Origin of the sequence: Sphingomonas phyllosphaerae (genome assembly GCF_029623345.1) — a bacterium.
Lineage (GTDB): Bacteria > Pseudomonadota > Alphaproteobacteria > Sphingomonadales > Sphingomonadaceae > Sphingomonas > Sphingomonas phyllosphaerae_C.
On record NZ_JAPYKH010000007.1, the window covers coordinates 134,121 to 160,646 of the forward strand.

Sequence of the window (26,526 nt, forward strand, 5' to 3'; positions counted from 1 at the left end):
GCGACCGCGGTCGAGGTGCGGGCGCGGCGTCCGGCACGACCTCCTCTGCGTCGCCGAGACGCTGCGTCGCCTCAACCCTTCGCGGCGACGGCTCCCAATTCCTCCAGGTCGAGGTCGTGCTCGAGATCGTGGAGCGTCTCGTCGTCGATCTGGCCCGTGCGATGCAGCCGGACCAGCTCGGCCCGGCCCGCTTCCACCCCCGCGATGATGACGTCGAAATGGCTCGCGATTGCCTGGTTGCGCTCTTCCGCGGTGCCATCGAACGCCTCGCCCGCGGTGGCGCGCGTGCGGTAGCGACGGAGCAGCTGAGGATGGATGACCTGTCCGTCAGCGTCATGGGCTTCGCGTTCGACCGCCGAGAGTTGCGCCCGGAACATAGCATGCTCGGCGGCCTGGAGGTCGAGCGGCGGCAGCGCCGCCCGATCTTCCTTCGGACTCGCGCGTTCGATGACCCAGCCCAGCGAAGTGCCCTGGACCAAGACCGTGACCAGGATCACGGCGAAGGCGATGACCAGCATCAGGTCGCGCTCCGGCATCGCCTCCGGCAACGACAAGGCGACCGCCAGCGTCACCACGCCGCGCATACCCGCCCAGCTGATGACGAGCGCAGCGCGTCCACCCAGCGGGCGCGCCGACGCCCAACCCACGCCGCGCAGGAGTGCCACGACCGCGTCGGCTGCGAAGATCCACAGGAAGCGGGCGACAATCACCGCCGCGACAATGGCCAAAACGGGGATCGCCATCGTGTCGACGCTGCGGGTGGGATCCCCGATACGGTCAAGAATGCCGCGCAGCGAGAACCCGATCAGCGTGAACACCGCCGCCTCGAGAAGGAAGACGAGCACCTGCCAGAAGGCGAGCGCACGAATCCTCACGCTGGCGCTGAACACGACATGCTGGAACCAGCCACAGGTCAGGCCGGCGCTCACGACGGCGATCACCCCGGACACATGCAGCAGTTCGCCGGCGATGTAGGCGCTCCAGCACACCAGCATCGTCGCGGCGATCATCAGCGTGTCGTCGCCGAGCCGACGCAACATCAACACCCAGAGCGCGCCGATGCCTGCGCCGACTGCGATGCCTCCCACCACGAGCAGGAAGAAGGTGCCGGTTGCCGCGCCAAGGCTGAAGGTGCCGGTCAGCACCGCGGCCACCGCGAAGCGGAAGAGCACCAGCCCGGCGGCATCGTTGAGCAGGCTCTCGCCCTCCAGCAGGGTCGAAAGGCGGCGCGGCAAGCGTACCTGCTGAAGCACGGCACGCGCCGACACCGCATCGGGTGGCGACAGGATCGCGCCGAGCGCGACGCAGGCTGCCCAGGGCAGCGCCGGCAGCAGCAGCTTGGTGACCACCGCGACGGCCGCAGTGGTGAAGAACACGGCGCCGATCGCCAGCGACAGGATGCCGGCCATATGGCGGCGGAATGGCGCGATCGCGGTGAACCACGCGCCGTCCATCAGCAGCGGCGGCAGGAACAGGACGAGCACCAGCTCGGGGTCGATCGCGACCGCGGGCAGGCCGGGTATGAAGGCGACCGCCCCGCCGCCGACAATGAGCGCCGCCGCGGGCGGAAGCGACAGGCGCCGCGCGATGTAATGGAGCCCGACGATCACCAGGAACATGGCGATGATCAGCTCGAACTCCGCCGCTGCATGCATGTTCTGTTCCCCCTTCTGGCAAGCGAGCGAAAGCGGAAAAAGCTCACCCGATCAACAAGAACCTATTGGCCATCTAGGCGTGCGTCGCTGACCGGGAAGGACGGGCGACGTAGCGGCGCGGCGTCGGGTCCGGGATAGCATCTTGCTTGCTGAAAGGTTTGGTTGGCTGCTCACGGCCATTCAACTTTGATCGCCGCGCGGTTGCCGGCGCCTTGCCTCAGCCTCGATCGGCGCGGTCTCAACGAGCGGCGGCTCCGGGGAAGCTTCCTTTCCGCTGCGGGCGGCGGGTTATGGTCCTCGGCACTTTGTTGCCAAAGGCTTTTACGGTTTCGAGCGCATCGATGTGGGGGGGGGGAGCCCAGCGGCTGGCTGCCCGACACTCGCATGTGCTGACACGCGCATAGCCACCGTGTTGAACAGCGCCAGCAAGCAAACGTCACACGTCGGCTATATTGACATTACAACCAAGCACCCCGATCAGATAACCAAATTACAAAAATAATCCTTCGCAGGGTGGATTTGACAAAGACCGCTGTCGCGGCGCGTCCACCGGGGTAAGCCCGGGCGTCAACTCGCTGCTGTACGACGTGATCGGCCGCACCTTCCGGCTTGGCGTGCGCGTCAACTTCTGAACGAGGCGCTCTCGGGCGACCCCACCGATCCCGCGACGGCCGCCGTTAGAGCGGCCGCGCGACGCGAGGCGACCAAAGCGCCCGCACCCACCGCAGGACGAACGAAAGGACCATAAAGCTCAACAAGGGGAAGACGCATGACAACCCGACGCCACACCAAGCTGCTGCTCGCCAGCGCGACCCTCGCGGCGCTCACCGGCGTGCCGGCCTGGGCGCAGACCGTCGATCAGCCGGAGGGCGATCCACAGACGTCGCGCGAGCGGTTCGACGGCACCGCCGACGCCGCCGCGCCGGATATCGTCGTCACCGGTCGCGGCAGCTCGGCCAACGGCGTGAGCAACACGACGCCGGGTGGCGGCCTGATGTCGGTACAGACCGGCACGAAGCTGCGCAGCACGGTCACGCGCGACTATATTGATCGTCAGGCGGCGACCACCAACGTGTTCACGCTGATCCGCAATCTGCCCGGCGTCGTGTTGGGCAGCGGCGACCCCTTCGGCAGCGCGCCCAACCTGACCATCCGCGGGCTCAGCCAGACGTCGCTGGGCTTCAACTTCGAGGGTATGCCGATCGGTGACCAGCTCTCGTACAGCGCCTTCCCCAGCGAATGGGCGGACAGCGAGAACATCGGCCTGATCAATCTGACCCGCGGCTCGACCGACATCACCGCGCCGGTCTACAATTCGGTGGGCGCGCTCCTCCAGGAGGAACTGATCGCACCGTCGCGCTCGGCCGGCGCCTTCGCCTCGGCGAGCCTCGGCAATTACGACCTGAATCGGCAGTTCCTCCGCTTGCAGACCGGCGAGATCGGCACATCCGGTGTGCGCGCCTTCGTGTCGGGCTCGCGCACGTACAACCGCAGCTGGCGCGGACCGGGGCGGACCGAGCGTCACCATATCGACAGCAAGATCGTCAAGGAGTTCGCGTCCGGCGACACGATCTCGCTGGTGGCCACCTACAATGAGGAGAAGTCCGACCGCTCGCGCAACCCGACGCTGGCGCAATACCGGCAGTTCGGTCGCGACTTCAACTTCGATGCCAGCTACAGCGTCGATCCTGCGACCGGTGTCGGCAATCCCAATTACTATCGGCTGCGCGTCGCCGATCGCCAGAGTCTCTATGTCAGCGCGCCGTCCAGCTTCAAGCTGACCGACCGGCTCGATATCGTCGCCACGCCCTATCTCCTCTACACGCACGGCATCATCAACGGCGCGAGCAACCTCAACCTGCGCACCGCTTTCTATGGCACGCAGCCGGCGGGGCCGTTGCAGGCGCCCGGTGCCGCCGCCGGCCAGGCGATCGCGACGGTGATGAACGTCGACCGCTACGATCAGAAGACCTACGGCCAGAACAGCTATCTGCGCTGGAACGTGGGGCTGGCGCAGCTGCGGCTAGGTTATTGGTACTCGCATTTCGTCCACGACGAGAAAGCCGCCTTCCAGGTCGCCGACGCGGACGGTGGCGTGCAAGATCCTTATGGCGACCGCGGCTCGGTGCTGACCGCCAGCGGCGACACGTTCCGCAACTTCGCCGCGCGGATCGAGCAGAACGTCCACGGCGTGTACGCCGACATGACGGTAAAGCTCGACGACGATCGTTTGCTCGTGAACACGGGCTTCAAATACGTCTGGGTCGACCGCGTCTCGCGCAGCCCGCTGCCCGGCAGCGCGATGCGGACCGAGAGCCTGAGCCAGCGCCCGCTGCCGCAGGCGTCGATCCGCTACAGCCTCGACGACAAGAACCAGCTCTTCGCCGACATCACCACCGCGTTCCGCGCGCCCTCGGCGGTGTCGTCCTACGTCAACATCTACAATGCCGCGACCGGCGTGCCGTCCAGCACCCCGTCGGGCAATTACACGCCGGAATATTCGCTCGGCCAGGAGATCGGCTTCCGCCACCACGGCGACCTCGTCCATTTCACCGTGGCGGCGTTCAACTACGATCTCACCGACCGGCTGGTGCAGGGCAGCCAGATCGTCAACGGCACCAGTGTCGGCTTCGCGGTCAACGTCGGCGACCAGTCCGCGCGCGGCGTCGAGGCCGAGATCGGGCTGGTGCCGTGGCACGGGCTCAGCCCCTATGTCTCGGGCCAGTATCTCGACGCGACGACGAAGGACGACTACCCCGTGCGTGGCGTCTTCCTCCCGACCGCCGGCAAGCGCGCGGTGCTCAGCCCCGAATGGGTCACCTCGGCCGGGCTGAACTACGACGACGGGTCCTTCTTCGCCTCGGTCGAGGGCACCTATATCAGCGACCAATACTCGACTTTTATGAACGACGAGATGCTGCCGGGCTTCGCGACCGCCAACGCGAGCATCGGTTATCGCTTCCGGTCGATCGGCTTCGTCAAGAAGCCGCAGCTGCAGCTCAACCTCACCAACATCACCGACAAGAAGTATCTGTCCGGCATCCAGGGCGTCACCTCGAACGCCCAGGCGACCGCGAGCCGGCAGGGCAACGTGATCGCCGGATCGGCACCCACGTATCTGATCGGCGGCGGCTTCGGCATCACCGGCTCGATCAGCGCCGCCTTCTGACCCCGCCTCCCTTTCTGTACGCGACCGAGGAGACCCTCATCATGCGACGTCGAACCTTTCTGGCCGCCACCACCGCGGGTGCGCTCGCGGCGAGCAGCACCGCGCAAGCGCAGATCGTGCCGCGCTACCGCCGCGTGCCGCGCATCGCGATCGGCGGCATCGCGTCCGAGTGCAGCACGTACAGCCGCATCCGCGCCAGGATGGAGAATTTCACCGTGCTGCGCGGCGACGCCATTTTCGAGAACGAACGTTTCACCTTCCTGCGGCGCTACGACGTGCCCTTCCTCCCGACGCTGGTCGCCAATGCCGGTTCAGGCGGACCGATCGCGCGCGACGCCTATGACGCGCTCAAGGCGGAGTATCTCCAGCGCCTGCGCGCGTTGCTGCCGCTGGACGGCGTCTATCTGGCGATGCACGGCGCGATGTTCGTCGAGGGCATGCAGGACGCGGAGGGCGACTGGTACGAGGCGACGCGCCAGGTCGTCGGACCGGACTGCCTGCTGTCCGCCAGCTACGACCTGCACGGCAACGTCAGCCAGCGGATCGTCGACAATCTCGACGCGATCACCGCCTATCGCACCGCGCCGCACGTCGACCGGGTCGAGAACACGATGCGCGCGACCGACATGCTGACGCACTGCCTCCGCTACGGGCTCCGCCCGGGGATCGTCTGGGCGACGATCCCGGTCGGGCTGGCGGGCGAGCAGAGCAGCACCGAGTGGGACCCCGGCCGCCGCCTCTGGTCCGACCTGAGCGAGTACAATCGCCAGGCCGGCGTGCTCGATGTCTCGCAGCTGGTCGGCTACGTCTGGGCCGACGAGCCGCGCTCGGCGGCGTCGGTGTGCGTCACCGGCACTGACCCGGCGATGCAGGCTCGGATCGCGGCCGAGCTTGCCTCGCGCTACTGGGACGCGCGTCGCGACTTCAAATTCGGCAGTCCGACCGGCTCGATCGAGGAGACGATCGCGACCGCGATGGCGGCGACCACCAGGCCGGTGGTGATCTCCGACTCCGGTGACAATCCAGGTGGGGGCGGCAACGCCGATCAGTCGCTGTTCCTCCAGGCGCTGCTGAAGGCTGGCGCGCGCGAGGTGCTGCTAGGCGGGATGACAGACCGGCCCGCGACCGACGCCTGCTATGCCGCAGGCGTCGGCAAGACGATCCCGCTCCGCGTCGGCGGATCGCTCGACCCTGTAGCGAGCAGCCCAGTACCGGTGACTGCCACGGTCAAGTATCTGGCGACGGTCAGCGACCCGGCCGAGCGCGAGGCGGTGATCGCGTTCGACGGCATCACCATGACGCTTTCCTCCAAGCGGCGCGCCTATCACGCCGCCGAGGCGTTCCGCGCGCTCGGCCTCGAGCCGGCGGCGTTCAAGATCGTGGTGCTCAAATGCGGCTATCTCAACCCGACGATGAAGCCGCTCGCCAACCCGCATCTGATGGCGCTGTCGCCGGGCGCGATCGATCAGGACATTCCGCATATCGCCAACCGGCACCGCGTGCCCACCTTCCCCTGGGTGGCGGACCTTCGTTATGCCCCGCGGCCATATCGCTCGGCACGGATCGGCCGGGTATGACGCGGGCTAGCGAGGAGAAGAGAGCGATGCGACGCGGCGAGACCAGGATGCGGCAGATCCGACGCGTGATGCTGATCGCGGTGACGCTCTGCGCCACAGCCGTGCGCGCGCAGGTTGCGGCGCCGCCGACGCAGGCAGCGGACTCCGCGATCGTGCACGCGCTGCGCGAGCGCGACGACTATCGCGCCGCCGTACGAGCCTTGGAACAAGAGCATGACCGGTGGGTCGCGACGATCGTGCAGCTCACCGAAATACCGGCGGCGCCGTTCAAGGAGGCGGCACGCGCGCGCGCCTATGCCGCCCTGTTCAAGGAAGCGGGGCTCAGCGACGTCCGGATCGACGAGGTGGGCAACGTCCTCGGGCTGCGCCGCGGCACCGGCGCGCCCGGGGGCAAGATGGTAATCATGGCAGCGCATCTCGACACGGTCTTCCCCGCCGGAACGCCGGTCACGGTGCGGCGCAACGGCACGCAGCTGCACGCCCCGGGCGTGGGCGACGACTCGACCGGACTGGCCACCCAGCTCAGCCTGATCCGCGCGATGGCGGCGGCGAAGATCGCAACTCCGCTCGACATTCTCTTCGTCGGCAACGTCGGCGAGGAGGGGTTGGGCGATCTGCGCGGCGTGCGTCACCTCTTCGCCCAACCCGCCTACCGCGACCGTGCCGCCGCCTTCTTCTCGATCGACGGCGCCGCGGAGGACGGCTTCACCGTCGGCGGCGTCGGCTCCAAACGCTATCGCCTCGTCTACAAGGGGCCCGGCGGTCACAGCTACGGCGCGTTCGGGCTGGTCAACCCGATGGCGGCGATGGCGGCCACGGTCACGGGCCTGTACGCGCTGCCGACGCCGACCGACCCGAAGACGACGTACAGCGCGAGCGTGGTGGGCGGAGGGACCTCGGTGAACGCGATCCCGCGCGAGGTCACGCTGGAGGTCGACATGCGCTCGGAGAGTGCCGCCGAGCTCGCGCGGCTCGAGCGCGACTTCCTCGGGGTGGTCGATCGCTCGGTGGCCGCGGAAAATGCGGCGCGCTCGGTAAAGCAGGGCGCGGTGACGGTCGAGAAGGTGCCGGTCGGCGACCGGCCGGCGGGCGCCACTCCGGTGACCGACCCGCTCGTTCGCCTCGGCGTCGCCGCCTACCGCGCGGAGAAGATCGCGCCGCGGCTGACCAGCAGCTCGACCGACGCCAACGTACCGATGAGCCTGGGCATCCCCGCCGTGACGCTGTCACGCGCCGCGAGCGGCGATCGCGGCCACTCGCCCGACGAATGGATCGAGACGGCGAAGGTCCCGTCTCAACGGGTCAAGCGCCTCGACCTGCTGCTGCTGCTCGCCGCCGCGGGGCTGCGGTGAGGAGGGGCTCGGTTCGGCGCGGCACACGGTACCGCGCCTGCTTGCCCGCGTTCGAAGAGGGGCGCGGCACGAGCAGCAGCAACGACGGCGCTTTCGAGCGCTCTGCCGGATAGCGGGCGTTCTGTTCGAGAAGCGATCGGACCGGCTCGGCATGTCTCGCTCATGCTTCTGAGGCGGCCGCGAGGACGCAGCGAAACGGACGTCGCCGCAATCTTCGTGCGCAGGATCGTCGTGAGCCGACGCTAGTTTGCTCAAAACGCAACGATTGCGCAGCATCCGGTCCATTGAACCGCGGGGTCGGCCGCTGCAACCTCATCACCTCGGAGAAGTGGCCGCGGGGACATGGTCGCCGCGCGACCTCCTCGAGTCGACCCGGAAGCCGGCGATCGATCCACGATCGTCCAACATACCGCGGCGACCCGAGCCTGGGCGGATGGATGCGGCACTGTCTGTATCGCCGCTGGTCGCACGGTCAACGAGTGGGAGGCGCAGGCGCGACCGCGCCGTGTCCTCCCGCTGGCATCAGAAGGGGGTTGGTATGAAAAAGCGCTACTTCGGGGCAAGCGGCCTGGCCGCGATAACGATTGCACTCGCCGCCGGAGCGGCGCAGGCGCAGGAAGCGGGGGGAAGCGACCCGCAGCCGCTCGCCGCACCGACCGCGGCAGGCGTTGACAACGACGTCGTCGTGACCGCGCGCAAGCGCAGCGAGACGGTGCAGACGATGGCCGATCCGGTCAGCGTCATTTCCGAGGCAGCGATCCAGAATGCGGACCTGCGCACGCTCCAGGACGCGGTGCGCCTGACACCGAACCTGGTGGTGCTCGATGGCTTGTACCCGGGTTATAAAACGGTGTCGTTTCGCGGCTTCACCACGCTGGGCCGTGACGGTGAGTTCCCGTTCGCGACGATCGTCGACGGCGTCGTGCAGCCCGGCCAGATGTTCTTCCAGCAGGAACTCGTCAACGTCCAGCAGATCGAGGTGCTGCGCGGCCCGCAGGGCACGCTCTATGGCGGCGGGGCGATCGCGGGGGCGATCAACATCGTCACCAAGCAGCCAACCAACGAGTTCGAGGGCAGTGCCACCGCGGCGTGGCTGAGCGGCAACGAGAAGCGCGTCAACCTCAACCTGTCCGGCCCGCTCATCGCGGACAAGCTGTACTTTCAGGCGGGTGCGACCGCCTATGACTTCGACGGTCTGATCGACAATGTCGCGATCAACCAGAAAGCTGACTTCGCGCGCGCGCTCACCAGCCGCTCGTCGTTGGTATGGGCGGGAACGCCTGACTTCCGGGCCGCGCTGACCCTCTCGACGACCGACAGCAAGGTGGGCGGGCTGTGGCTCGCGCCCGTCGCCGACGAGCTGTTCGACAAGATCGTCGCGCCGGTCAGCGAGAACCAGCTCGGCATCGTCCGTACCAAGCTGCGCGCGCTGTCGCTCAAGATGGATTACACGATCAGCGACTTCGCCACGCTGACGTCGATCACCGCCAACTCCTATGGTCGCGATTATACGACCGCCGATGGCGACTTCTCGGCGGCCGATACCTACACCCAGAACGTCCGCTTCATCGACAAGGCGTGGTCACAGGAGGTCCGGCTGACCTCCGACGGGACGGGGCCGTTCAAGTGGAACGTCGGCGCCTTCTACCAGGACGAGACGCGCAACCAGGTCAGCAATTACGGCAGCGTCGGCAATCCGCCGGATTTCTTTTCGCAGAATGACGACGAGCGCGAATATCGCACCTTCGCGCTGTTCGGCCAGGCCTCCTACGCCTTCACCGATCGGCTCGAATTCACCGGCGGGTTCCGCTACGACTGGGAGCGGCAGCGGCTGACCGACCAGCTCGCGAACCAGACCTTTCGCCAGACCTTCAGCGAGCCGCAGGGCAAGGCGTCGCTGTCCTACAAGGTCTCGCCCAGTCTGTTCACCTATGCGAGCTACTCGCGCGGCTATCGCAAGGGTGGCTTCAATCCGCGCAGCATCGCGGCACTGCTGAGCTACGATCCCGAGACCGCGGACAATTACGAGCTGGGCTTCAAGAGCGACTTCGCCGATCGACGTGTCACGTTCAACGGCGCGGTCTTCTACACCGATTTCAACGGCCAGCTGCTCCAGACCTCGCGCGTGCTGCCGGGGCAAGGCATCTACATCGCCATCTCGAACATCGAAAAGACCAAGGTGTTCGGCTTCGAGGCGGAGACCACGATACGGCCGCTCGACGGCTTCAGCATCAGCGGCTCGGTCGGTTACTCCGACGTCAAGATCAAGCAGTTCCTCCCGGAGGATCGCGACGCCTTCCGCGACAATCGCACGCCGCAGATCTACGGCCTGACGCTGCAGAGCTCGCTGGATGTCGACAAGCCGCTCGGCGGCGGCTTCAGCCTCGTCGCGCACGGGGACCTCACCCATCGCGGCGATGTCTACTGGGATGTCGAGAATAGCCTGCGCACGTCGCCGCGCACCTTCCTCAACGCCAAGATCGGCATCCGCCGCGACAATTGGACGCTATCGTTCGTCGGCCGCAACATCACGGACGAGCGGACGCCCGCCGCGGTCGGCCCGCACGCGCTCGGCACCACCAGCCTGGTCAGCTACAACGAACCCGCGCAATATGGCGCGCAGCTGGGGGTCCAGTTCTGAGCGGCGGCGCGGCCGACGGGTGAGGCTTGCCCGCCCGCGCCGTCACGGGCGCGCCCGGTCAGCTGCAGTGAGGAGAAGAACGATGCCGAACGCGATCGATCGCCGCGCCATATTGGGCGGCGCAGCGGCGCTGGCGCTGTCATCACAGGTGGTCGCGCGACCGCGCCGCCGCGCACTCGGCATCCAGCTCTACACGCTGATGGCGGCGCTGGACGCCGACTTCGACGGCACGATCGGCAAGGTCGCGGCGATGGGCTATCGCGAGGTGGAGACGCTCGGCAGCTTCGGCCGCGATCCCGCCGAGGTGCGCGCGATCCTCGACAAGCACGGGCTGGTCTCGCCGTCGCAGCACATCATGCCGCCCGGCCTCTACAAGGTCTTCGACGACGGGGTCGCCAAACGGATCGACATGCCGACGTTCGAGCGCAAGTTCATCGAGGCCTTCTCGTTCGATCGTGTCGAGGGCCTGATCGAGGCGTGCGTCGCACAGGCGCGACCGCTCGGGCAGAAGTATATCGTGTGGCAGATCAGCTGGCCGTCCCAGCTGCGCACGCGCGCCCAGATCGATCAGCTGATCAAGGCGTTGAACCGCGCCGCCGATGTCGCGCATGCGGCCGGGTTCACGCTGGCCTATCACAACCACAGCCAGGAGTTCGCCAGGGTCGGCAACGACGTGCCCTACGATCTGATCCTGCACGGCACCGATCCGGCGAAGCTGAAGTTCGAGATGGATCTTGCCTGGGCGGTGAACGCGCGGGTCGATCCCATTGCGTATTTCCGCCGCTTCCCGGGCCGGTTCCGCATGCTGCACATGAAGGATATCGCGCGCGACGGCTCGGTCCGCGATCCGGGCGCGGGCATCGTGCCGTTCAAGACGATCATTCCCGCGGCCGAGGCGGCAGGGGTCGAGCATTTCTACGTCGAATACGACGTGCCTACCGATCCGCTGGCGACGTCCGCGGCAGCGCGCCGCTATCTCGCTCCCTTGATGTAGCGACAGCGCGGGTCGGCATCGGCGCGGCCCGGCTCGGTCACCGCTGGCGGCTGATCACCTCGAAGGAGGCGAGCCGCCCGTCGCTGATCGTCGCGACCGCGAGACACTCCTCCGCGCCGGCACCCTCAACACCCTCGAAGGTGGCCGCGTAGCGGGCGAAGGCGAGCCGGTCGTCGGCCAGTGTCGCCTGTACCGGGGTCTCCAGCTCCACCGCGTCGGTCTTGGCGCGGATCCGCTGAAAATGTGCGCAGATCGCCTCGGGGCCGGTGCCGCGAACGGCACCGTCCACGATGAATGGCGCGTCCGCGGTGAAGAAGCGCGCGAAGCCGGCCGGGGTGAAGTCGTGCTCGCGATAGGCCTGGTTCCACCAGGAGAAGAAGCGGGTGATGGGATTGTCGATCATGGCAGCTCCGTCGACGGCGAGAGGGCGGGGAGGGGGCGCGCCGCGGGACGCGAGAACCGCTGGGCGACGAACAGAAAGGCCATGGCGGCGAGCAGCGCGTCGACGGTCGGCGCGCGGGTCAGCTCGAACAGGCCGAGCCCGAGATTGGCGCGCGGCAGCGTGGCGAGCCCGACGACGATCCCGAACCCCCAGGCGGACAATGGCGCGAGCCGGAAGGCAGCCGGCGCGGGCGCGGCCGCCGCGTAGCGCTCGCGGTCGAGGAAGAAGTCGGCGACGTACACGCCCGACATCGGCGCGATCAGCAGCCCCATGAAGGTCAGCCAGACGATGAAATGGCCGAGAATGTCGGCGGCGGCGAGGCACGTCCCCAGCACCCCGGCGATGGCGGCGAGCAGCCAGCGTTCCACCTTCGGGAACAGCGCCGACAGCGACAGTGCCGAGGCGTACAGATTCTTGTCGTTGCTGGTCCAGGTGGCGAGGATGATGACGAGCAGACCGGGCAGCGCGATCCCGGCCGCCAGCATGGTCGCGACCAGATCGGCGTTGCCGTACAGGATGCCCAGCGCGGCGGCGAGGATCAGCAGCAGCGGGAAGGCGACTCCGTAATTGATGTACATCGCCGTGGCATTGTCGCGTGGCGTCCGCAGGAAGCGGCTGAGATCGGGGTTGATCGAGCAGCCGAACACTTCCGCGCCGACGACGATCGAGACGATCATGCCGAGCCCCAGCGGCTCGGTCAGCGCGCGCGGCGCGAACAGGCCCGCGGTGCCGTGGCGATCGAGCCCGATGGCGAGCGGCACCAGCGTCGCCAGCAGCAGCAGCGGCACGCTGACCACCGCCACCTTGCCCATCGCCTTGACGCCGATCACCGCGGTGGAGGCGATCAGCGCGCCGACCAGCGCGATGCCGACGCGCTGGTCCAGCGTGTAGCCGAGCTGGGTGTCGAGGATCGCGGCAACGCTCTTCACCAGGATCTGGGTCTGGAGGCCGAACCAGCAGAACGACGTGACCACCATCAGCGCGACGATCGCCAGCGAGCCGCGCGTGCCGAAGGTGCGTCGTATCACCATCGCGGTGGGCAGCCGCGCGGCCACACCGACATAGCCGGTGGCAATGCCCCAGAAGCCGAGCAGCAGACTGCCCAGGAGGATCCCGATCGTGACCGTGGTGAGATCGGCGCGCTGGCCGAGTTGCCCACCAAAGGCGAAGAACGGCACCGAGATCGACACGCCGACCAGCACCATCGTGAGAAACGGCCAGCTGCGCATGTCCTGCTCGCCGGGTGGACGCTCGGGATGGCGCTCGATCATGCCGGCGATGCGCTTGACGATGGTCACGGTACGACGTCCCCTTGCTTCAGCGCATCTGCGCGTAAAGCGCGCGGACCCAGTCGCTGTCGCCGCGCGCGTGATCGAGATGGATCCAGAAATGGTCGAGGTCGGGTGTCTCCACGGCCACCTGGTTGCCGGCGGCGGCGAGCGCGTCGGCGAAGCCGCGGCCCTGTTCCCGGAAGCCGGCGAGCTCCTGCTCGCCCCACGACACGTGGAAGACGGTGTCGACCTTTCTCACTGCCAGTAGCGGTGAGGCGTCGCCTTCCGCGCTCGCGTCGGCCAGCATGGGCACGGGCGAGACCCCTGGCATCTCCGCGCGCGCGTGTGCGCCGCGCAGGTCGTACAGCCCGCTGTAGCAGAAACAGCTGCGGATCACGCCCGGCGGCAGGTCATGTGCGGCGTGAAGATCGGTGCGCAGGCTCGCCATCGCGGCAAGATGCGCTCCTGCCGAATGGCCGCCGACGTGGATGCGGCTCGCGTCGCCGCCGATCTCCCCGGCGTGGTGAACCAGCCAAGCGATCGCGGCGAGACAGTCCTGCACCTGCGCCGGATGCCGCGCCATGGGCGCGAGCCGATAACCCAACGATGCGAAGATCGCGGGGCAGGAGGTGACCGCCGGCGCCGCCAGCGCCATCCACTCCTTGTAGCCATGCGTCCAGCCACCGCCGTGAATGTCGAGGAAGATCGGCAGCGGCCCAGCGGCGGTGGCCTGCGCCGGGAAGAAGAGATCGAGGCGCTGTTCCTCGGCCGCGCCATATGGCACGTCGAGGCGATGGGGCAGCGCGGCCACGGCCTGTCGCCACAGCGCCATCGCCACGCCATGATAGCTGTCGCACGTCGCGTTGATCGAGGATTGCGGTCTCAGCATGGGAAGCCCGATCCTGTCACCGGCGCTTTCTTCCCACCAGCAGCGATCCGCTCCTTTGCGCCCCACGCAACAAACTCGCGAAGATTTGGGTCAAGAATGGAATATCAATGCGGCGTGAGGCGAATTGAGGATTGTTCTGAATGAAGCGGTATCGTGTCGCGGTGGACATCGGCGGTACGTTCGTTGACTCGATCCTGTTCGACGCAGAGACCGGACGGACGCGTCTCGCCAAAGCGTCGACCACCCCGGACGAGCCCGCGCGCGGGGTGCTGGAGGCGCTGACGCGGCTGGGGATCGACCTGGCCGACACCGAGCTGTTCGTTCATGGCACCACCCTCGGTCTGAACGCGGTGATTCAGCGGCGCGGCGTGGCCACCGGCATCATCACCAACGCTGGCTTCCGCGACATCTTCGAGATCGGCCGGGGCGACGTCCCGGCCGCCTCGATGTACGACTTCCGCTACCAGCGGCCGCCCGCGATCGTGCCGCGGCGCTATCGTAAGGGTGTCGTCGGACGGATCGCGGCGGACGGCAGCGAGCTCGAGCCGCTCGATGAGGCGGGCGTGGTCGCGGCGGCGGGCGAGCTGGTCGCGGCGGGTCTGCGCTCGATCGCCTTGTGCTTCCTCCACAGCTATCGCAACCCGTCGCACGAGGAGCGTGCCGCGGCGCTCATCCGCGCCGCCTTCCCGTCGGTCGCCGTGTCCGCGTCGAGCGCGATCACGCGCGAGTATCGCGAGTATGAGCGCACCGCCACGGCGGTGGTGGACGCCTACATCAACCCGATCTTCAACGATTACGTCGGTCGGCTCGAGAGCGGACTGGTCGATGCCGGGTTCGACGGCAAGTTGCTCATCATGCGTTCGGCCGGTGGCGCGATGACGGCGCAGACGGCGCGGAAGGCGCCGATCTACACGGTGCTGTCGGGGCCGGCCGGCGGCCTGATCGGGGCGAGCTATCTCGCCCGCGAGATCAAGCGCGACCGGGTGCTGACGCTCGATTACGGTGGCACCAGCCTCGACGCCGCGGTGATCGAGGACGGCGAGCCGCTGGTGATGCACGAGGCTCCGCTGGCCGATCTGCCGGCGCTGATCCCGATCTTCGATATCCGCTGCATCGGTGCCGGTGGCGGCTCGATCGCCTGGGTGCAGGAAGGTCTGCTCCAGGTCGGTCCGCACAGCGCCGGATCGCAGCCCGGGCCGATCGCTTATGGCCGCGGCGGCACCGAGCCGACGACCACCGACGCCGCTTTCATTCTCGGTTTCCTGGATGCCGCCAATTTCCTTGGTGGCAGCGTGGAGCTGGACGTGGCGGCGGCGCGGGCGGGCATGGCGGCGAAGGTGGCGGGGCCGCTCGGGATCGACCCGACGCGCGCGGCCGCCGGCATCTTCGACGTGCTGGTGGCGCGCACCGCCGGCGCGATCCGCGAGATCACGGTCGAGCGGGGGCGCGACCCGCGCGATTTCTCGATGCTCGCCTTCGGTGGCGCCGGCCCGATGATCGCGCCGCTGATCGCGCGCGAGGTCGAGAACGCCGAGCTGATCGTGCCCCAGTCGCCGGCGGTCTTCTCCGCCTGGGGCATGCTGATGTCCGACGTCGTCACCGATGTCGCCCGCACCGAGCTGCGGCCGCTGGATGACCCGGCCGAGGCGCCCGTGATGGCGGCATTCGACGAGCTGGTCGCGCAGGCGCGCGCGGCACTCGCCGATCAGGCGAGCGGCAGCGTCGGCGAGCGCATCGTGCGGCTGGTGGAATGCCGCTATGCCGGGCAGGAGCATGCGCTCGAGGTCGAGCTGTCGGACGAGCAGCCGTTCGACACGATCCGCGCGCGCTTCCACGCGCTGCACAAGCAGCGCTACGGCCATGCCATCGACACCGCGATCCAGGTGGTGACGCTGCGCGTGCGCGCCAGCGCGGTGCTGCCCAAGCCGGCCCTGCCGCGCGCGGCGGCGGCGACGGGGCCTGTATCGGACGCCATGCGCGGGCAGCGCGAGGCGTTCTGCTTCGCGCGGCGCGAGAGAATTGCCTTCGCCGTCTATGATCGCGCGGCCCTCGCGGCGGGCCATGCCTTCGACGGACCCGCCATCGTCGAGGAAGGCACCGCCACCACGGTGATCCACACCGATCAGACCGTCACGGTCGACGACTACGGCCATCTTATCATCCGCAGGAGGGTTGCATGATGCTGGACGGCGCCACGGTCGAGGTCATCCGCAGCTATCTCGTCTCCGCCGCGGAGGAGATGCGGCGTACGCTGATCCGCACCGCCTTCAACCCGGTAATCTACGAGGTGCTCGACTTCGGCATCTCGATCTTCGACGCCGAGTTGGAGCTGATCGCGGACGCGCCGGGCCTCGCCTTCTTCCTGGGCGCGAACGACTATGCGATCCGCAAGGGCGTGGCGCATGCCGGGTTGGAGACGCTGAGGCCCGGCGACATCCTGATCATGAACTATCCCTATTGGAATTCCGCGCATGCGGCGGACGCGACGCTGTTCGCGCCGGTGTTCGCGCCGGGCGCGGATCGGCCTTTCGCGTTCACCTGCATCCGCGCGCACTGGATGGACCTGGGCGCCAAGGACCCGGGCTATGTGCTCGATTCGACCGACATGCACCAGGAAGGGCTGATCTTCCCCGGCACGCGCATCTACCGCGACGGCGCGCCGGTGAGCGACATCATCGACATCATCCGCTTCAACTCGCGCATGCCCGGCCCGGTGCTGGGCGATATGGAGGCGCAGGTCGCCGCGACCCGGACCGGCATCGTGCGGCTGAACGCGATCCTGGCGAAGTTCGGCGCCGACGCGTTCGGCGAAGCCGTGACGCGGATCAAGGACCACAGCGACGCGCTCGTCCGCAAGGCACTCGCCGAGCTGCCGCGCGGCAGCTGGGAGGCGGACGACCTGGTCGACGACGACGGCGTCAGCGACGATCCCGTGCCGATCCACGTCCGCGTCACGATCGACGACGACGGCATGACCTGCGACTTCTCGGGATCGTCGCCGGCGGTGCGCGGACCGATCAACATCCCGATCGGCCTGACCGAGACGATCTGCAAGTTCGCGCTCAAGTCGCTCACCACGCCGATGCAGCGCAACAATGCGGGCTCGTTCCGCGCGCTCACGGTGATCGCGCCCGAGGGCAACCTGTTCCACGCCGCTTACCCCTCCGCGACCTACACCCAATGGCCGGCGCACCTCGCGCTCGAGCTGGTCTACAAGGCCCTGGCGCAGGGCATGCCGGAGCGGGTGGCGGCCTGCTCGGGCGGCGATACGCTGGGGTTCATGATGATCGGCCGTAGCAAGGCAACCGGCGAGATGTATGCGGTGTCGAACAACGAGCCGGTCGGCTGGGGCGGGAGTGCCACGCACGACGGGATCAACGCCACCAACCACATTTCCGGCAGCCTCGTCCGCAACACGCCGATCGAGGTCATCGAGATGAAGACGGGCATGCGGATGGAGACGTTCGGCATCCGGCCCGATTCCGGCGGCGCCGGGCGCACGCGCGGCGGCGTGGGTACCGAGCGCTCGATCCGCTTCGTCGAGGACGGAGAGTTCCTGTCGATCACCAAGCGCAGCAAGGAGCGGCCCTGGTCGCTGCTCGGCGGGGCGCGACCCGAGACCAACGAACTGCTGGTCCGCGCCGGCACACCCGAGCAGAAGCGCGTGGGGACGTATCGCCTGCCGGTCCGCACCGGCGACCGCGCCGTCGCGCGCGCCGCGGGCGGCGCGGGCTATGGAATAGCCTTCGAGCGTGATCCCGGCGCCGTCCTGGAAGACGTGCTGGACGGCTATGTCACGGTCGCGGCGGCCGAGCGCGAGTATAAGGTGGTGATCGCCGGCTCGCGGGTAGACGAGGACGGCACCGCGCGGCTGCGCGCGCCGACGGCGTGATGGCGACCGCGCTCGCCGGGTCGTCGACGCCGCTATCCTTCTCGCGTCGGAGCCGGCGGCCAGTTCGTTGACGTCGCTGCCGCCGCGGCGGGCGGCGATGCGGCTTCCTCTCAGGCCGTGACTCGCCCGATCGGATAAAGGAGGTGGTCGCGATCCTGGTAGGGCGAGCGGCTGTAGAACCACCTCAACCGGGCGAGCGGGTCGGCCGCGAAGGCGGGGTCGGCCGCCAGCGCGGCGGCGAACGAGTCGGCGAGCGCTGGATCGGCGGCCAGCATCTCGTCCGCCATCGGCGCGACGACATAGGCTTCCATATATTCCACCGCGTCGAGGCAGCCGGCGACGAAGCCCTTGGCGAAGAGGGAGTCGGCGCAGGCCGGCTCGAGCATATGGATGGCCAGCTCGCCGAGCGGCTGATCCGTCGTGACGAAGGCCGAGCCGGCGGCGAAGGTCCGCCGCTGTCGCTCGACCAGCGCGCAGGCGGCGACCACCGCAGGCCGCCGCTCGGAGATCGTCGGTGCCACCGCGACGTCGCGCAGGCGGATCATCTCGACCTCTGCCTCCATCGCCTCGGCGGCGATCTCCATTGCAATGCCGTGACGCCCCAGCCGCTCGATCACGTCGGGCTCGGACACGGGCACCCAATAGCCACGCGGGCGAGAGATGGTGAGACCGGGTGTTGATCCTAGCAGCGGCACCTCGACCTCCGGCAGCGGCACGCCCAGCCAGCGTACCTCGCGCGCGCCGGACGCGGGCGAGTCGTAGAAGTCGGAGGCGATCGGCCGGAAGGGTATGTCCCGCGCCGGCTCGGCCGCCATCTCCCATGTCAGTACCGGGTTCGGGGCTCGGTCAGCGCGATCGCGCGCGGTCGCGGCGCGCAGTGCCTCGACCTGCTCGGCGGCGATCGTCAACGTCGCCTCCAGCAGGGCGTAGGTGCCGAGCACGCGCTGCCTGACGGGCTTGAGCGAGTGGTTCTCGACCAGCACCGTGGCGAGATGGCGCATGTCGCCGTAGCTGTGCGAGAAGCGCGGCGGGAAGGCGGGCAGCACCAGCCCCAGTTCGGGGCGGCGGTCGTCCAGCGCCAGGATCAAGGGGCCGGGAAGGTGCCCCATCGCCTCCATCGACGCCGTCACGGCGGGTCGATACTGGCGATGAAGCCAGGCGCTGATCGCGGGCGACGTGGCGTAGGGCTCGTCCTGGAAGCCGAAGCAGATGTCGTACTGATAATCGAGCCCGTCGGTGACGTGCAGGTCGACGAACAAATCCGGTTCGATCGCGTCGATCAGCCGGATCAGCGACTGGATCTCGGGTGACTCCGCCTTGATGAAATCGCGGTTCAGGTTGAGCCCCTGCGCCGAGGCGCGCCAGCCCTGTACTGCCGGTCCGCGCTGATTGGGACGGCTGAACGCCGAGCGCCGTTCATGGCCATCGGGGTTGAGCACCGGGACGAAATACCAGTCGGCACCGTCGAGCAGGTCGTCGCGGCCGTTGAAGGCGATGTCGCGCAGCAGCATGAGGCCGGCGTCCTTGCCGTCGATCTCGCCGGGGTGGATGCCGCACTGGACCAGCACGCGCGCCCGACTCGAGGCCGACGCGGGCGAGCGCGCCGCCGCTGTATCGCGCGACGCCGTGACCATGGTGAGCGGCCGGCCCTCGACCGACCGGCCGAAGGTGCCGAGCGTCACCAGCGGGGTGGCGGCGGCGAGGTCGTCGAGGAAGGCGAGCGTCTCGGCGTAGGTCGGCGTCGTGGCAAAGTCGTCCGCCTCGGCGGGGGTGCGCCAATTGGCGCCGACGGGCGCGACCAACGCCTCGCTCGCGCCCGACCAGGCGGGCACGGGCGGCAGTGGGGCGCGGCGATCGTCGGGCCATGGTGCGAGGGTCATGAGGCACTCCGGAAAGGGCGCAGAGACAGCGCGCGACACGGGAGGGAGGGCGGTTTCAGAACGCCGCAATCCCCGTGATCGCGCGGCCGAGGATCAGCGCGTGGACGTCGTGCGCGCCCTCGTAGGTGTTGACCGTCTCGAGGTTCATCAGGTGGCGCATCACCTGATACTCGCCCGAGATGCCGTTGCCGCCGTGCATGTCGCGCGCCGCGCGCGCGACGTCGAGCGCCTTGCCGACGTTGTTGCGCTTGACCAGCGAGACCATCTCGGGCGCGAACCGGCCCTCGTCCATCAGCCGCCCCACGCGCAACGACGCCTGCAGCCCGAGCGCGATCTCGGTCTCCATGTCGGCCAGCTTCTTCTGGAACAGCTGCCGCCCGGCGAGCGGCGTGCCGAACTGCTTGCGATCGAGCCCGTATTGCCGCGCCGCGTGGAAGCAATATTCCGCCGCCCCCAGCGCACCCCAGCTGATGCCGTAGCGCGCGCGGTTGAGGCAGCCGAACGGCCCCTTCAGCCCCGCCACGTTGTTCAGCAACGCGTCCTCGCCGACCTCGACCTCGTCCATCATCACCATGCCGGTGATCGAGGCGCGCAACGAGAGCTTGCCCTCGATCTTGGGCGTGGCGAGCCCCTTGGCACCCTTCTCCAGCACGAAGCCGCGGATCGCGCCGTCATGCGCGTCGCTCTTGGCCCAGATCACGAACACGTCCGCGATCGGGCTGTTCGAGATCCAGGTCTTGGCGCCCGAGAGGACGTAGCCGCCGTCGCTCTTGCGCGCGCGCGTCGTCATGCCGCCCGGGTCGGAGCCGGCGTCGGGCTCGGTCAGCCCGAAACAGCCGATCAGCTCGCCGCGCGCCAGCCCCGGCAGCCAGCGGTGGCGCTGCTCCTCCGAGCCGTACGCGTAGATCGGGTACATCACGAGGCTCGACTGCACGCTCATCATCGAGCGATAGCCTGAGTCGATCCGCTCCACCTCGCGCGCCACCAGCCCGTAGGCGACGTAGGAGGCGCCGACGCCGCCATATTCCTCCGGGATGGTCGGGCCGAGCAGCCCCAGCGCGCCCATCTCGCGGAAGATCGCGGGGTCGGTGTGCTCGTTGGCGAACGCCTCGACGATGCGCGGCGCGAGCTTGTCCTCGGCATAAGCGCGCGCGGTGTCGCGCACCATCCGCTCGTCCTCGCTCAGCTGATCGTCGAGCAGGAACGGGTCTGCCCAGTCGAACCGGCCCATCTGGGTCATCGTCTACCGCCTCGCGTCGGGTTCATGTCACAGGTCATCGGGGATGACCGCCGTCGTCTCGATCTCGATCAGCGCGGCGTCCTCCATCAGCGCGACCACCTGCACGACCGCCATCACGGGATAGTGGCGCCCCATCAGCGCGCGGTAGATCTCGCCGATCCGCCGGGCGTCGCGCAGATAGGCCTGTTTGTCGGTGATGTACCACGTCATGCGCGCGACATGCTCGGGCGCCGCGCCCGCCTCGGCGAGGATCGCGAGCAGGTTGCGCAGGATCTGCTCGAACTGGCCGGGCAGGTCGGTCGCCTCGAACCGCTCCTCGGCGGTCCAGCCGATCAACCCCGCGACGAACAGCTGGCGCCCGCTCGCGGTGACGGCGTTGCTGTAGCCGCGCGGGCGCGGCCAGCCGGGCGGCTGCACGATCCTCATGCGGCGCCGCCTTCCCGCGCGGCCGCGATGGCGGCGCGCGCGATCACCACTTTCTGCACCTCGCTCGCTCCCTCGTAGATGCGCAAGGCGCGGACCTCGCGATACAGCCGCTCCACCACGTTGCCGCTGACCACGCCCGCGCCGCCGAACAGCTGTACCGCGGCGTCGATCGTGCGCTGTGCCGCCTCGGTGGCGTGGAGCTTGGCCATCGCCGCCTCGCGGGTGACGCGCGGCTGGCCGCGGTCCTTCGCCCAGGCGGCGCGGTAGATCAGCAGCGCGCTCGCGTCGTTGCCGAGTGCCATGTCCGCGATCGCGGCCTGGGTCAGCTGCAGATCGGCGAGCGGCGCGCCGAACAGCCGCCGGGACGTGGCGCGCGCGATCGCCTCGTCGGTGGCACGCCGCGCCAGGCCGAGCGCCGCCGCGCCCACGGTCGAGCGCAGCATGTCGAGCACCGCCATCGCGATCTTGAAGCCGCCGCCCGCGGTGCCGATCAGGTGATCATCCGGAACGACGCAGCCGTCGAGGCGGATCGTGGCGAGCGGGTGCGGCGCGATCACGTCGATCGTCTCGGTCACGGCGAAGCCGGCGGTGGCGGTCGGTACGACGAAGGCGGAGAGACCGCGCGCGCCCTCGCCCTCGCCGGTGCGGGCGAACAGCGTCAGCACGTCGGCGATCGGGCCGTTCGAGATCCACGTCTTCTCGCCGTCGATCCGCCACCCGCCCGGCACTCGCGTCGCGGTGGTGGCCATCGCCGCGACGTCGGAGCCGGCCTCCTTCTCCGACAGCGCGAAACCCGCCACCCACTCGCCTGCGGCGACCCGCGGCAGATAGGCACGTCGCACCGATTCCTGCCCGAACAGCGCGATCGCGCCGGTGCCGAGCGCCTGCATCGCGAAGACGAAGTCGGCGAGCGCGTGATAATAGGCCAGCGTCTGGCGCGTCAGGCACAGCGTCCGCACCTCGACGCGCTCTCCCGCACCGCCATAGGCCGCGGGCACGGCATGGCGCAGCACGCCGGCGTCGCCGAGCAGGCGAGCGAGCGCGCGGCAGTCGGCACCCACGTCGCCGCTCTCACGGTGCAGCGCGTCGCCCTGCGCGCCGCACCAGTCATCGAGCCACGTCGCATGGTCGCGGTGGCGCTGGTCGAGGAAGGGCCAGTCGAGGAAGGTCGTATCCGCCATCTCAGTCTCCCTCGAACACCGGCGTCTGCTTGGCGGCGAAGGCGTGGTAGGCGCGCTCGAAGTCGCGCGTCGCCATGCAGATCGCCTGCGCCTGCGCCTCCGCCTCGATCGCGCTGTCGAGCGGCATCGCCCATTCCATGTTGAGCTGGTTCTTGGTCATCGCGTGCGCGAAGGTCGGGCCGCGCGCGAGCGTGGCGGCGAGCGCCTGCGCCTCGCCGAGCAGCGCCTCGGCCGCGCACAGCCGGTTGAAGAAGCCCCAGCGCTCGCCCTCCGCTGCGTCGAAGGCGCGCCCGGTGAACAGCAGCTCGGCGGCGCGGCCCTGGCCGATGATCCGCGGCAGGACCGCGCAGGCGCCCATGTCGGCGCCGGCGAGGCCGACGCGAGTGAACAGGAAGGCGGTCCGCGCCGCGGGCGTGGCGAGGCGCAGGTCCGACGCCATCGCCAGGATCGCGCCCGCGCCCGCACACACGCCGTCGACCGCGGCGACGATCGGCTGCGGGCAGTGCCGCATCGCCTTGACCAGGTCGCCGGTCATGCGCGTGAAGGCGAGCAGCTCGGGCATCGCCATTGCGGTGAGCGGCCCGATGATCTCGTGCACGTCGCCGCCCGAGCAGAAATTGCCGCCCGCGCCGGTGAGCACGACCGCGCGCACCGCGGGTGCGGAGGACAGAGCGCGGAACAGGTCGCGCAGCTCGGCATAGGATTCGAAGGTGAGCGGATTCTTCCGCTCGGGCCGGTGCAGCGTCACGGTCGCGACCGTATCGGCGACGTCGAACACGAAATGCGCGGGGCGATAGCTGGCGGGATCTAAGACGGTCATCGTGTCGGCCTCACATGACTTCGCCGCCGGCGACCGCGATCGCCTGGCCGGTGATCGAGCGCGCCGCGTCGGCGACGAGCCACAGCACCGCCGCGGCGACCTCGTCGGGCGTGATCAGTCGGCGCTGCGGGTTGGTGGCGGTGAAGACGGCCTCGGCCGCCGAGCGGTCGCGCCCCGTGCGCGCGACGATCGTGTCGACCGCGTCGCGCACGATCGCGGTGTCGGTATAGCCCGGGCACACCGCGTTGACGGTGATCGCGGTCGCGGCGAGTTCCAGCGCCAGCGAGCGGGTGAGCCCCAGCAGCGCGTGCTTGCTCGCGGCATAAGCGCTGACATAGGCATAGCCCTTGAGCGCGGCGGTGCTCGCGACGTTGACGATGCGTCCGTGCGGCAGCGTCCGCATGCCCGGCAGGACGGCGCGGGTCAGGTGGACCGCGCCGAGCACGTTGGTGCGCCAGGCCTCGTCCCAGACCGTGTCGTCCGTCTTCTCGAAGGTGGCGGTGCGCGCTACGCCCGCGTTGTTGACCAGCACCGCAACCGGCCCCGAGCGCTCGCGCGCGGTGGTCAGCGCGGCCGCGACCGAGCTGACGTCGGTGACGTCGCAGGTGACCGGCAGCGCGCCGGGCAGCTCGGCGCAGGCGCGCTCGAGCCGCCGCGCGTCGCGCCCCGTGACGGTGACGCGGTATCCGGTCGCGGCCAGCGCGGCGGCGATCGCCAGCCCGATGCCGCTGCCACCCCCGGTGACCAGAGCGTGCGCGCCGTCGCTCACTTGAGCGCGGTCAGCTGGCCGGCGCGCGCCGCGTTGCGCTTCAGCTGGAAATAGCCGCTTTTGTACTGCGGCGGCACGGGGGCGTCGTCGAGCTGCTGCTGCGCGGCGGCACGGATCGTCCAGTTCGGGTCCATCTGGTGCGGACGGCCCATCGCGCACAGGTCGGCGCGCCCGGCCGCGACGATCGAGTTGACGTGGTCGGTCTCCCAGATGTTCCCCACCGCCATGGTGGCGATGCCGACCTCGTTGCGGATGCGGTCGGAGAACGGCGTCTGAAACATGCGGCCGTAGACCGGCGTCTCGCGCTTGGTGACCTGGCCCGAGGACACGTCGATCAGGTCGACTCCGGCGGCGGCGAAGGCGCGGCTGATCGTCACCGCGTCGTCGGGCGTGTTGCCGTCGGCGCCGACCCAGTCGTGCGCGGAGATGCGCACCGACATCGGCTTCTCCGCGGGCCACACCGCGCGCATCGCCGCGAAGATCTCGAGCGGCCACCGCAAGCGGTTGGCGAGCGTGCCGCCATAGTCGTCGGTGCGGCGGTTTTGCGTCGGGCTGAGGAAGGCGGAGAGGAGGTAGCCATGGCCGCAGTGGAGCTCGATCATGTCGAAGCCGGCCGCCTCCGCCAGCTCGGTCGCGCGCACGAACTGGTCGCGAATGTCGTCCATCGCCGCGCGCTCGAGCGCCACCGGCACCTGGTTGTCCGCCGTCCAGGCGACGTCGGACGGCCCGACCACCGGCCAGTTGCCGACTTCGAGCGGTCGGTCGATCCCCTCCCAGGCGAGCCGCGTCGAGCCCTTGGCGCCGCTGTGGCCGAGCTGCACCGCGATCCGCGCGCCGGGCGTGCGATGGACGAAGTCGGTGATGCGGCGCCAGCCCGCCGTCTGCGCCTCGTTCCATAACCCCGTGCAGCCCGGCGTGATCCGGCCCTCGGGCGAGACGCAGGTCATCTCGGTCACGATCAGCGCCGCGCCGCCGAGCGCGCGCGCGCCATAGTGGACGAGGTGGAAGTCATCGGGCACGCCCTCCACCGCCGAGTACATCGCCATCGGCGACATCACGACGCGGTTGCGCAAGCTCATGCCGCGCAGCTGGAACGGCAGGAACATCGGCGGGATCGGCTCGTCCGTCTCCCGCCCCAGCGCGCCCGTCACCAGCGAGCGCTCCAGTGCGGCCAGCCAGGCGGGGTCGCGCAGCCGCAGGTTCTCGTGGCTGACGCGCTGGCTGCGCGTCAGCAGCGTGTAGGTGAACTGCTTGGCATCCATCGTCAGGTAGCGGTCGAGGTTCTCGAACCATTCGGTCGAGTTGCGCGCCGCGTTCTGGAGTTTGACGACCTCGAGCTGGCGCTCCTCCTGATAGTCGCGCAGTGCCGCCGCCATGCCGTCGCGCGTGTCGATGCCGGGGCGGCTCATCACCTCGGCGAGCTTGATCGCGTCTTCCAACGCCAGCTTGGTGCCCGAGCCAATCGAGAAATGCGCGGTATGCGCGGCGTCGCCGAGCAGCACGACGTTCTCGTGGCTCCAGCCGTGGCAGATCACGCGCGGGAAGCGGATCCAGGCCGAGCCGCGGACGTGGCCGGCGTTGGACATCAGCGTATGGCCGCCGAGGTGATCGGCGAAGATCGCCTCGCACAGACGGCAGCTCTCCGCCTGGCTCATTGTCGCGAAGCCGGCGCGCTCATAGGTGTCGGGCGAGCATTCGACGATGAAGGTCGCGGTGTCCTCGTCGAATTGGTAGGCGTGCGCCCAGATCCAGCCGAACTCGGTCTTCTTGAACAGGAAGGTAAAAGCGTCGAAGCGCTGGTGCGTGCCGAGCCAGACGAAATGGTTGCGACGCGTGTCGATGTCGGGCTGGAAGCTCGCCTCGTAGCGGCGGCGCAACTTGCTGTTGAGCCCGTCCGCCGCGACGACAAGGTCGTTGTCGGCGAGGAAGGCGCTGTCCGGCTCTACCTCGGTCTCAAAGGCGAGCGTCACGCCGAGCTCGCGTGCGCGTGCCTGGAGGATGTCGAGCAGGCGCTTGCGGCCGATGCCGATGAAGCCATGGCCGGTCGAGCGGTCGTCGGCGCGTCGCACCCCGTCGTCGATATGGACCGCGATATCGTCCCAGTGCGCCAGCTCGTCGATCATCACGCGCGCGCTGACCGGGTCGTTCTCGCCGAGCCGATCCATCGTCTGGTCGGAGAAGACCACGCCCCAGCCGAACGTGTCGCCGGCGCGGTTGCGCTCGTAGACGGTGACGTCGTGCGACGGATCGCGCAGCTTCATCGAGATCGCGAAATAGAGCCCGGCGGGGCCGCCGCCGACGCATGCCACCTTCATCGCACTCTCCTCG

18 protein-coding genes are annotated in these 26,526 nt (G+C 69.0%); 7 read left to right on the top strand and 11 right to left on the bottom strand.

The window, feature by feature from the left end; all coding sequences use genetic code 11:
- Window positions 1-71: 71 nt before the first annotated feature.
- The gene (locus QBJ89_RS09260; protein ID WP_277980227.1) at window positions 72-1,655 is read right to left on the bottom strand and encodes a Na+/H+ antiporter; all 1,584 of its coding nucleotides are present in this window, start codon (window positions 1,653-1,655) and stop codon (window positions 72-74) included.
- A 769-nt stretch (window positions 1,656-2,424) separates the two neighbouring features.
- Here QBJ89_RS09260 and QBJ89_RS09265 point away from each other — a divergent pair.
- The 5 genes from QBJ89_RS09265 to QBJ89_RS09285 all read left to right on the top strand — a co-directional run bounded on the left by QBJ89_RS09265 (window position 2,425) and on the right by QBJ89_RS09285 (window position 11,388).
- Window positions 2,425-4,824: a TonB-dependent receptor gene (locus QBJ89_RS09265; RefSeq protein WP_277980228.1), complete on the top strand. Its 2,400-nt coding sequence runs from the start codon at window positions 2,425-2,427 to the stop codon at window positions 4,822-4,824.
- 41 nt (window positions 4,825-4,865) lie between these two features.
- Window positions 4,866-6,401, top strand: a complete 1,536-nt coding sequence (locus QBJ89_RS09270; RefSeq protein ID WP_277980229.1) for a M81 family metallopeptidase — start codon at window positions 4,866-4,868, stop codon at window positions 6,399-6,401.
- 47 nt (window positions 6,402-6,448) lie between these two features.
- Window positions 6,449-7,753, top strand: coding sequence for a M20/M25/M40 family metallo-hydrolase (locus tag QBJ89_RS09275; protein WP_277980230.1), 1,305 nt, complete (start codon window positions 6,449-6,451; stop codon window positions 7,751-7,753).
- Between the two features lie 538 nt (window positions 7,754-8,291).
- On the top strand, window positions 8,292-10,394 hold the full coding sequence (locus tag QBJ89_RS09280; protein WP_277980231.1) for a TonB-dependent receptor: 2,103 nt from the start codon (window positions 8,292-8,294) through the stop codon (window positions 10,392-10,394).
- Window positions 10,395-10,476: 82 nt separating this feature from the next.
- The gene (locus QBJ89_RS09285; RefSeq protein WP_277980232.1) at window positions 10,477-11,388 is read left to right on the top strand and encodes a sugar phosphate isomerase/epimerase family protein; all 912 of its coding nucleotides are present in this window, start codon (window positions 10,477-10,479) and stop codon (window positions 11,386-11,388) included.
- 37 nt (window positions 11,389-11,425) lie between these two features.
- Here QBJ89_RS09285 and QBJ89_RS09290 read toward each other — a convergent pair whose 3' ends face one another.
- Genes QBJ89_RS09290 through QBJ89_RS09300 form a run of 3 tightly spaced genes read right to left on the bottom strand, consistent with a single transcriptional unit; the run spans window position 11,426 to window position 13,990 of the window.
- Window positions 11,426-11,791 (bottom strand): nuclear transport factor 2 family protein, encoded by a 366-nt coding sequence (locus QBJ89_RS09290; RefSeq protein WP_277980233.1) that lies wholly within the window; start codon window positions 11,789-11,791, stop codon window positions 11,426-11,428.
- A complete protein-coding gene (locus QBJ89_RS09295; RefSeq protein WP_277980234.1) occupies window positions 11,788-13,128 on the bottom strand; it encodes a cytosine permease in 1,341 nt (446 codons plus the stop codon). The genes QBJ89_RS09290 and QBJ89_RS09295 overlap by 4 nt, the downstream gene beginning before the upstream one ends.
- Window positions 13,129-13,147: 19 nt before the next feature.
- A complete protein-coding gene (locus QBJ89_RS09300) occupies window positions 13,148-13,990 on the bottom strand; it encodes an alpha/beta hydrolase (RefSeq protein WP_277980235.1) in 843 nt (280 codons plus the stop codon).
- A 140-nt stretch (window positions 13,991-14,130) separates the two neighbouring features.
- Between QBJ89_RS09300 and QBJ89_RS09305 the strand changes: the two genes are divergently transcribed.
- Together QBJ89_RS09305 and QBJ89_RS09310 are read left to right on the top strand one after the other, a co-directional pair.
- Entirely contained in the window at window positions 14,131-16,170 is a 2,040-nt protein-coding gene (locus QBJ89_RS09305; RefSeq protein WP_277980236.1) for a hydantoinase/oxoprolinase family protein, read from the top strand.
- Entirely contained in the window at window positions 16,167-17,882 is a 1,716-nt protein-coding gene (locus tag QBJ89_RS09310; protein WP_277980237.1) for a hydantoinase B/oxoprolinase family protein, read from the top strand. The genes QBJ89_RS09305 and QBJ89_RS09310 overlap by 4 nt, the downstream gene beginning before the upstream one ends.
- 110 nt (window positions 17,883-17,992) lie before the next feature.
- Here the strand turns inward: QBJ89_RS09310 and QBJ89_RS09315 are convergent, their stop codons facing one another.
- The 7 genes from QBJ89_RS09315 to QBJ89_RS09345 are packed head-to-tail and all read right to left on the bottom strand — an operon-like array spanning window position 17,993 to window position 26,513.
- Window positions 17,993-19,762 carry a M14 family metallopeptidase gene (locus tag QBJ89_RS09315; RefSeq protein WP_277980238.1) on the bottom strand — a complete coding sequence of 590 codons (1,770 nt, stop codon included), beginning with the start codon at window positions 19,760-19,762 and terminating at the stop codon, window positions 17,993-17,995.
- A 55-nt stretch (window positions 19,763-19,817) separates the two neighbouring features.
- Complete coding sequence (locus QBJ89_RS09320) at window positions 19,818-21,002, bottom strand: acyl-CoA dehydrogenase (RefSeq protein WP_277980239.1); 1,185 nt, start codon at window positions 21,000-21,002, stop codon at window positions 19,818-19,820.
- A gap of 27 nt (window positions 21,003-21,029) precedes the next feature.
- Window positions 21,030-21,428 carry a RidA family protein gene (locus QBJ89_RS09325; RefSeq protein WP_277980240.1) on the bottom strand — a complete coding sequence of 133 codons (399 nt, stop codon included), beginning with the start codon at window positions 21,426-21,428 and terminating at the stop codon, window positions 21,030-21,032.
- Complete coding sequence (locus QBJ89_RS09330; protein WP_277980241.1) at window positions 21,425-22,609, bottom strand: acyl-CoA dehydrogenase family protein; 1,185 nt, start codon at window positions 22,607-22,609, stop codon at window positions 21,425-21,427. Before QBJ89_RS09330 ends, QBJ89_RS09325 begins: the two co-directional genes overlap by 4 nt.
- Window position 22,610: 1 nt before the next feature.
- Window positions 22,611-23,429, bottom strand: a complete 819-nt coding sequence (locus QBJ89_RS09335; RefSeq protein WP_277980242.1) for an enoyl-CoA hydratase family protein — start codon at window positions 23,427-23,429, stop codon at window positions 22,611-22,613.
- A gap of 10 nt (window positions 23,430-23,439) precedes the next feature.
- Window positions 23,440-24,198 carry an SDR family NAD(P)-dependent oxidoreductase gene (locus QBJ89_RS09340; protein WP_277980243.1) on the bottom strand — a complete coding sequence of 253 codons (759 nt, stop codon included), beginning with the start codon at window positions 24,196-24,198 and terminating at the stop codon, window positions 23,440-23,442.
- Window positions 24,195-26,513 carry a bifunctional salicylyl-CoA 5-hydroxylase/oxidoreductase gene (locus tag QBJ89_RS09345; protein ID WP_277980244.1) on the bottom strand — a complete coding sequence of 773 codons (2,319 nt, stop codon included), beginning with the start codon at window positions 26,511-26,513 and terminating at the stop codon, window positions 24,195-24,197. The genes QBJ89_RS09340 and QBJ89_RS09345 overlap by 4 nt, the downstream gene beginning before the upstream one ends.
- Window positions 26,514-26,526 lie beyond the last annotated feature (13 nt).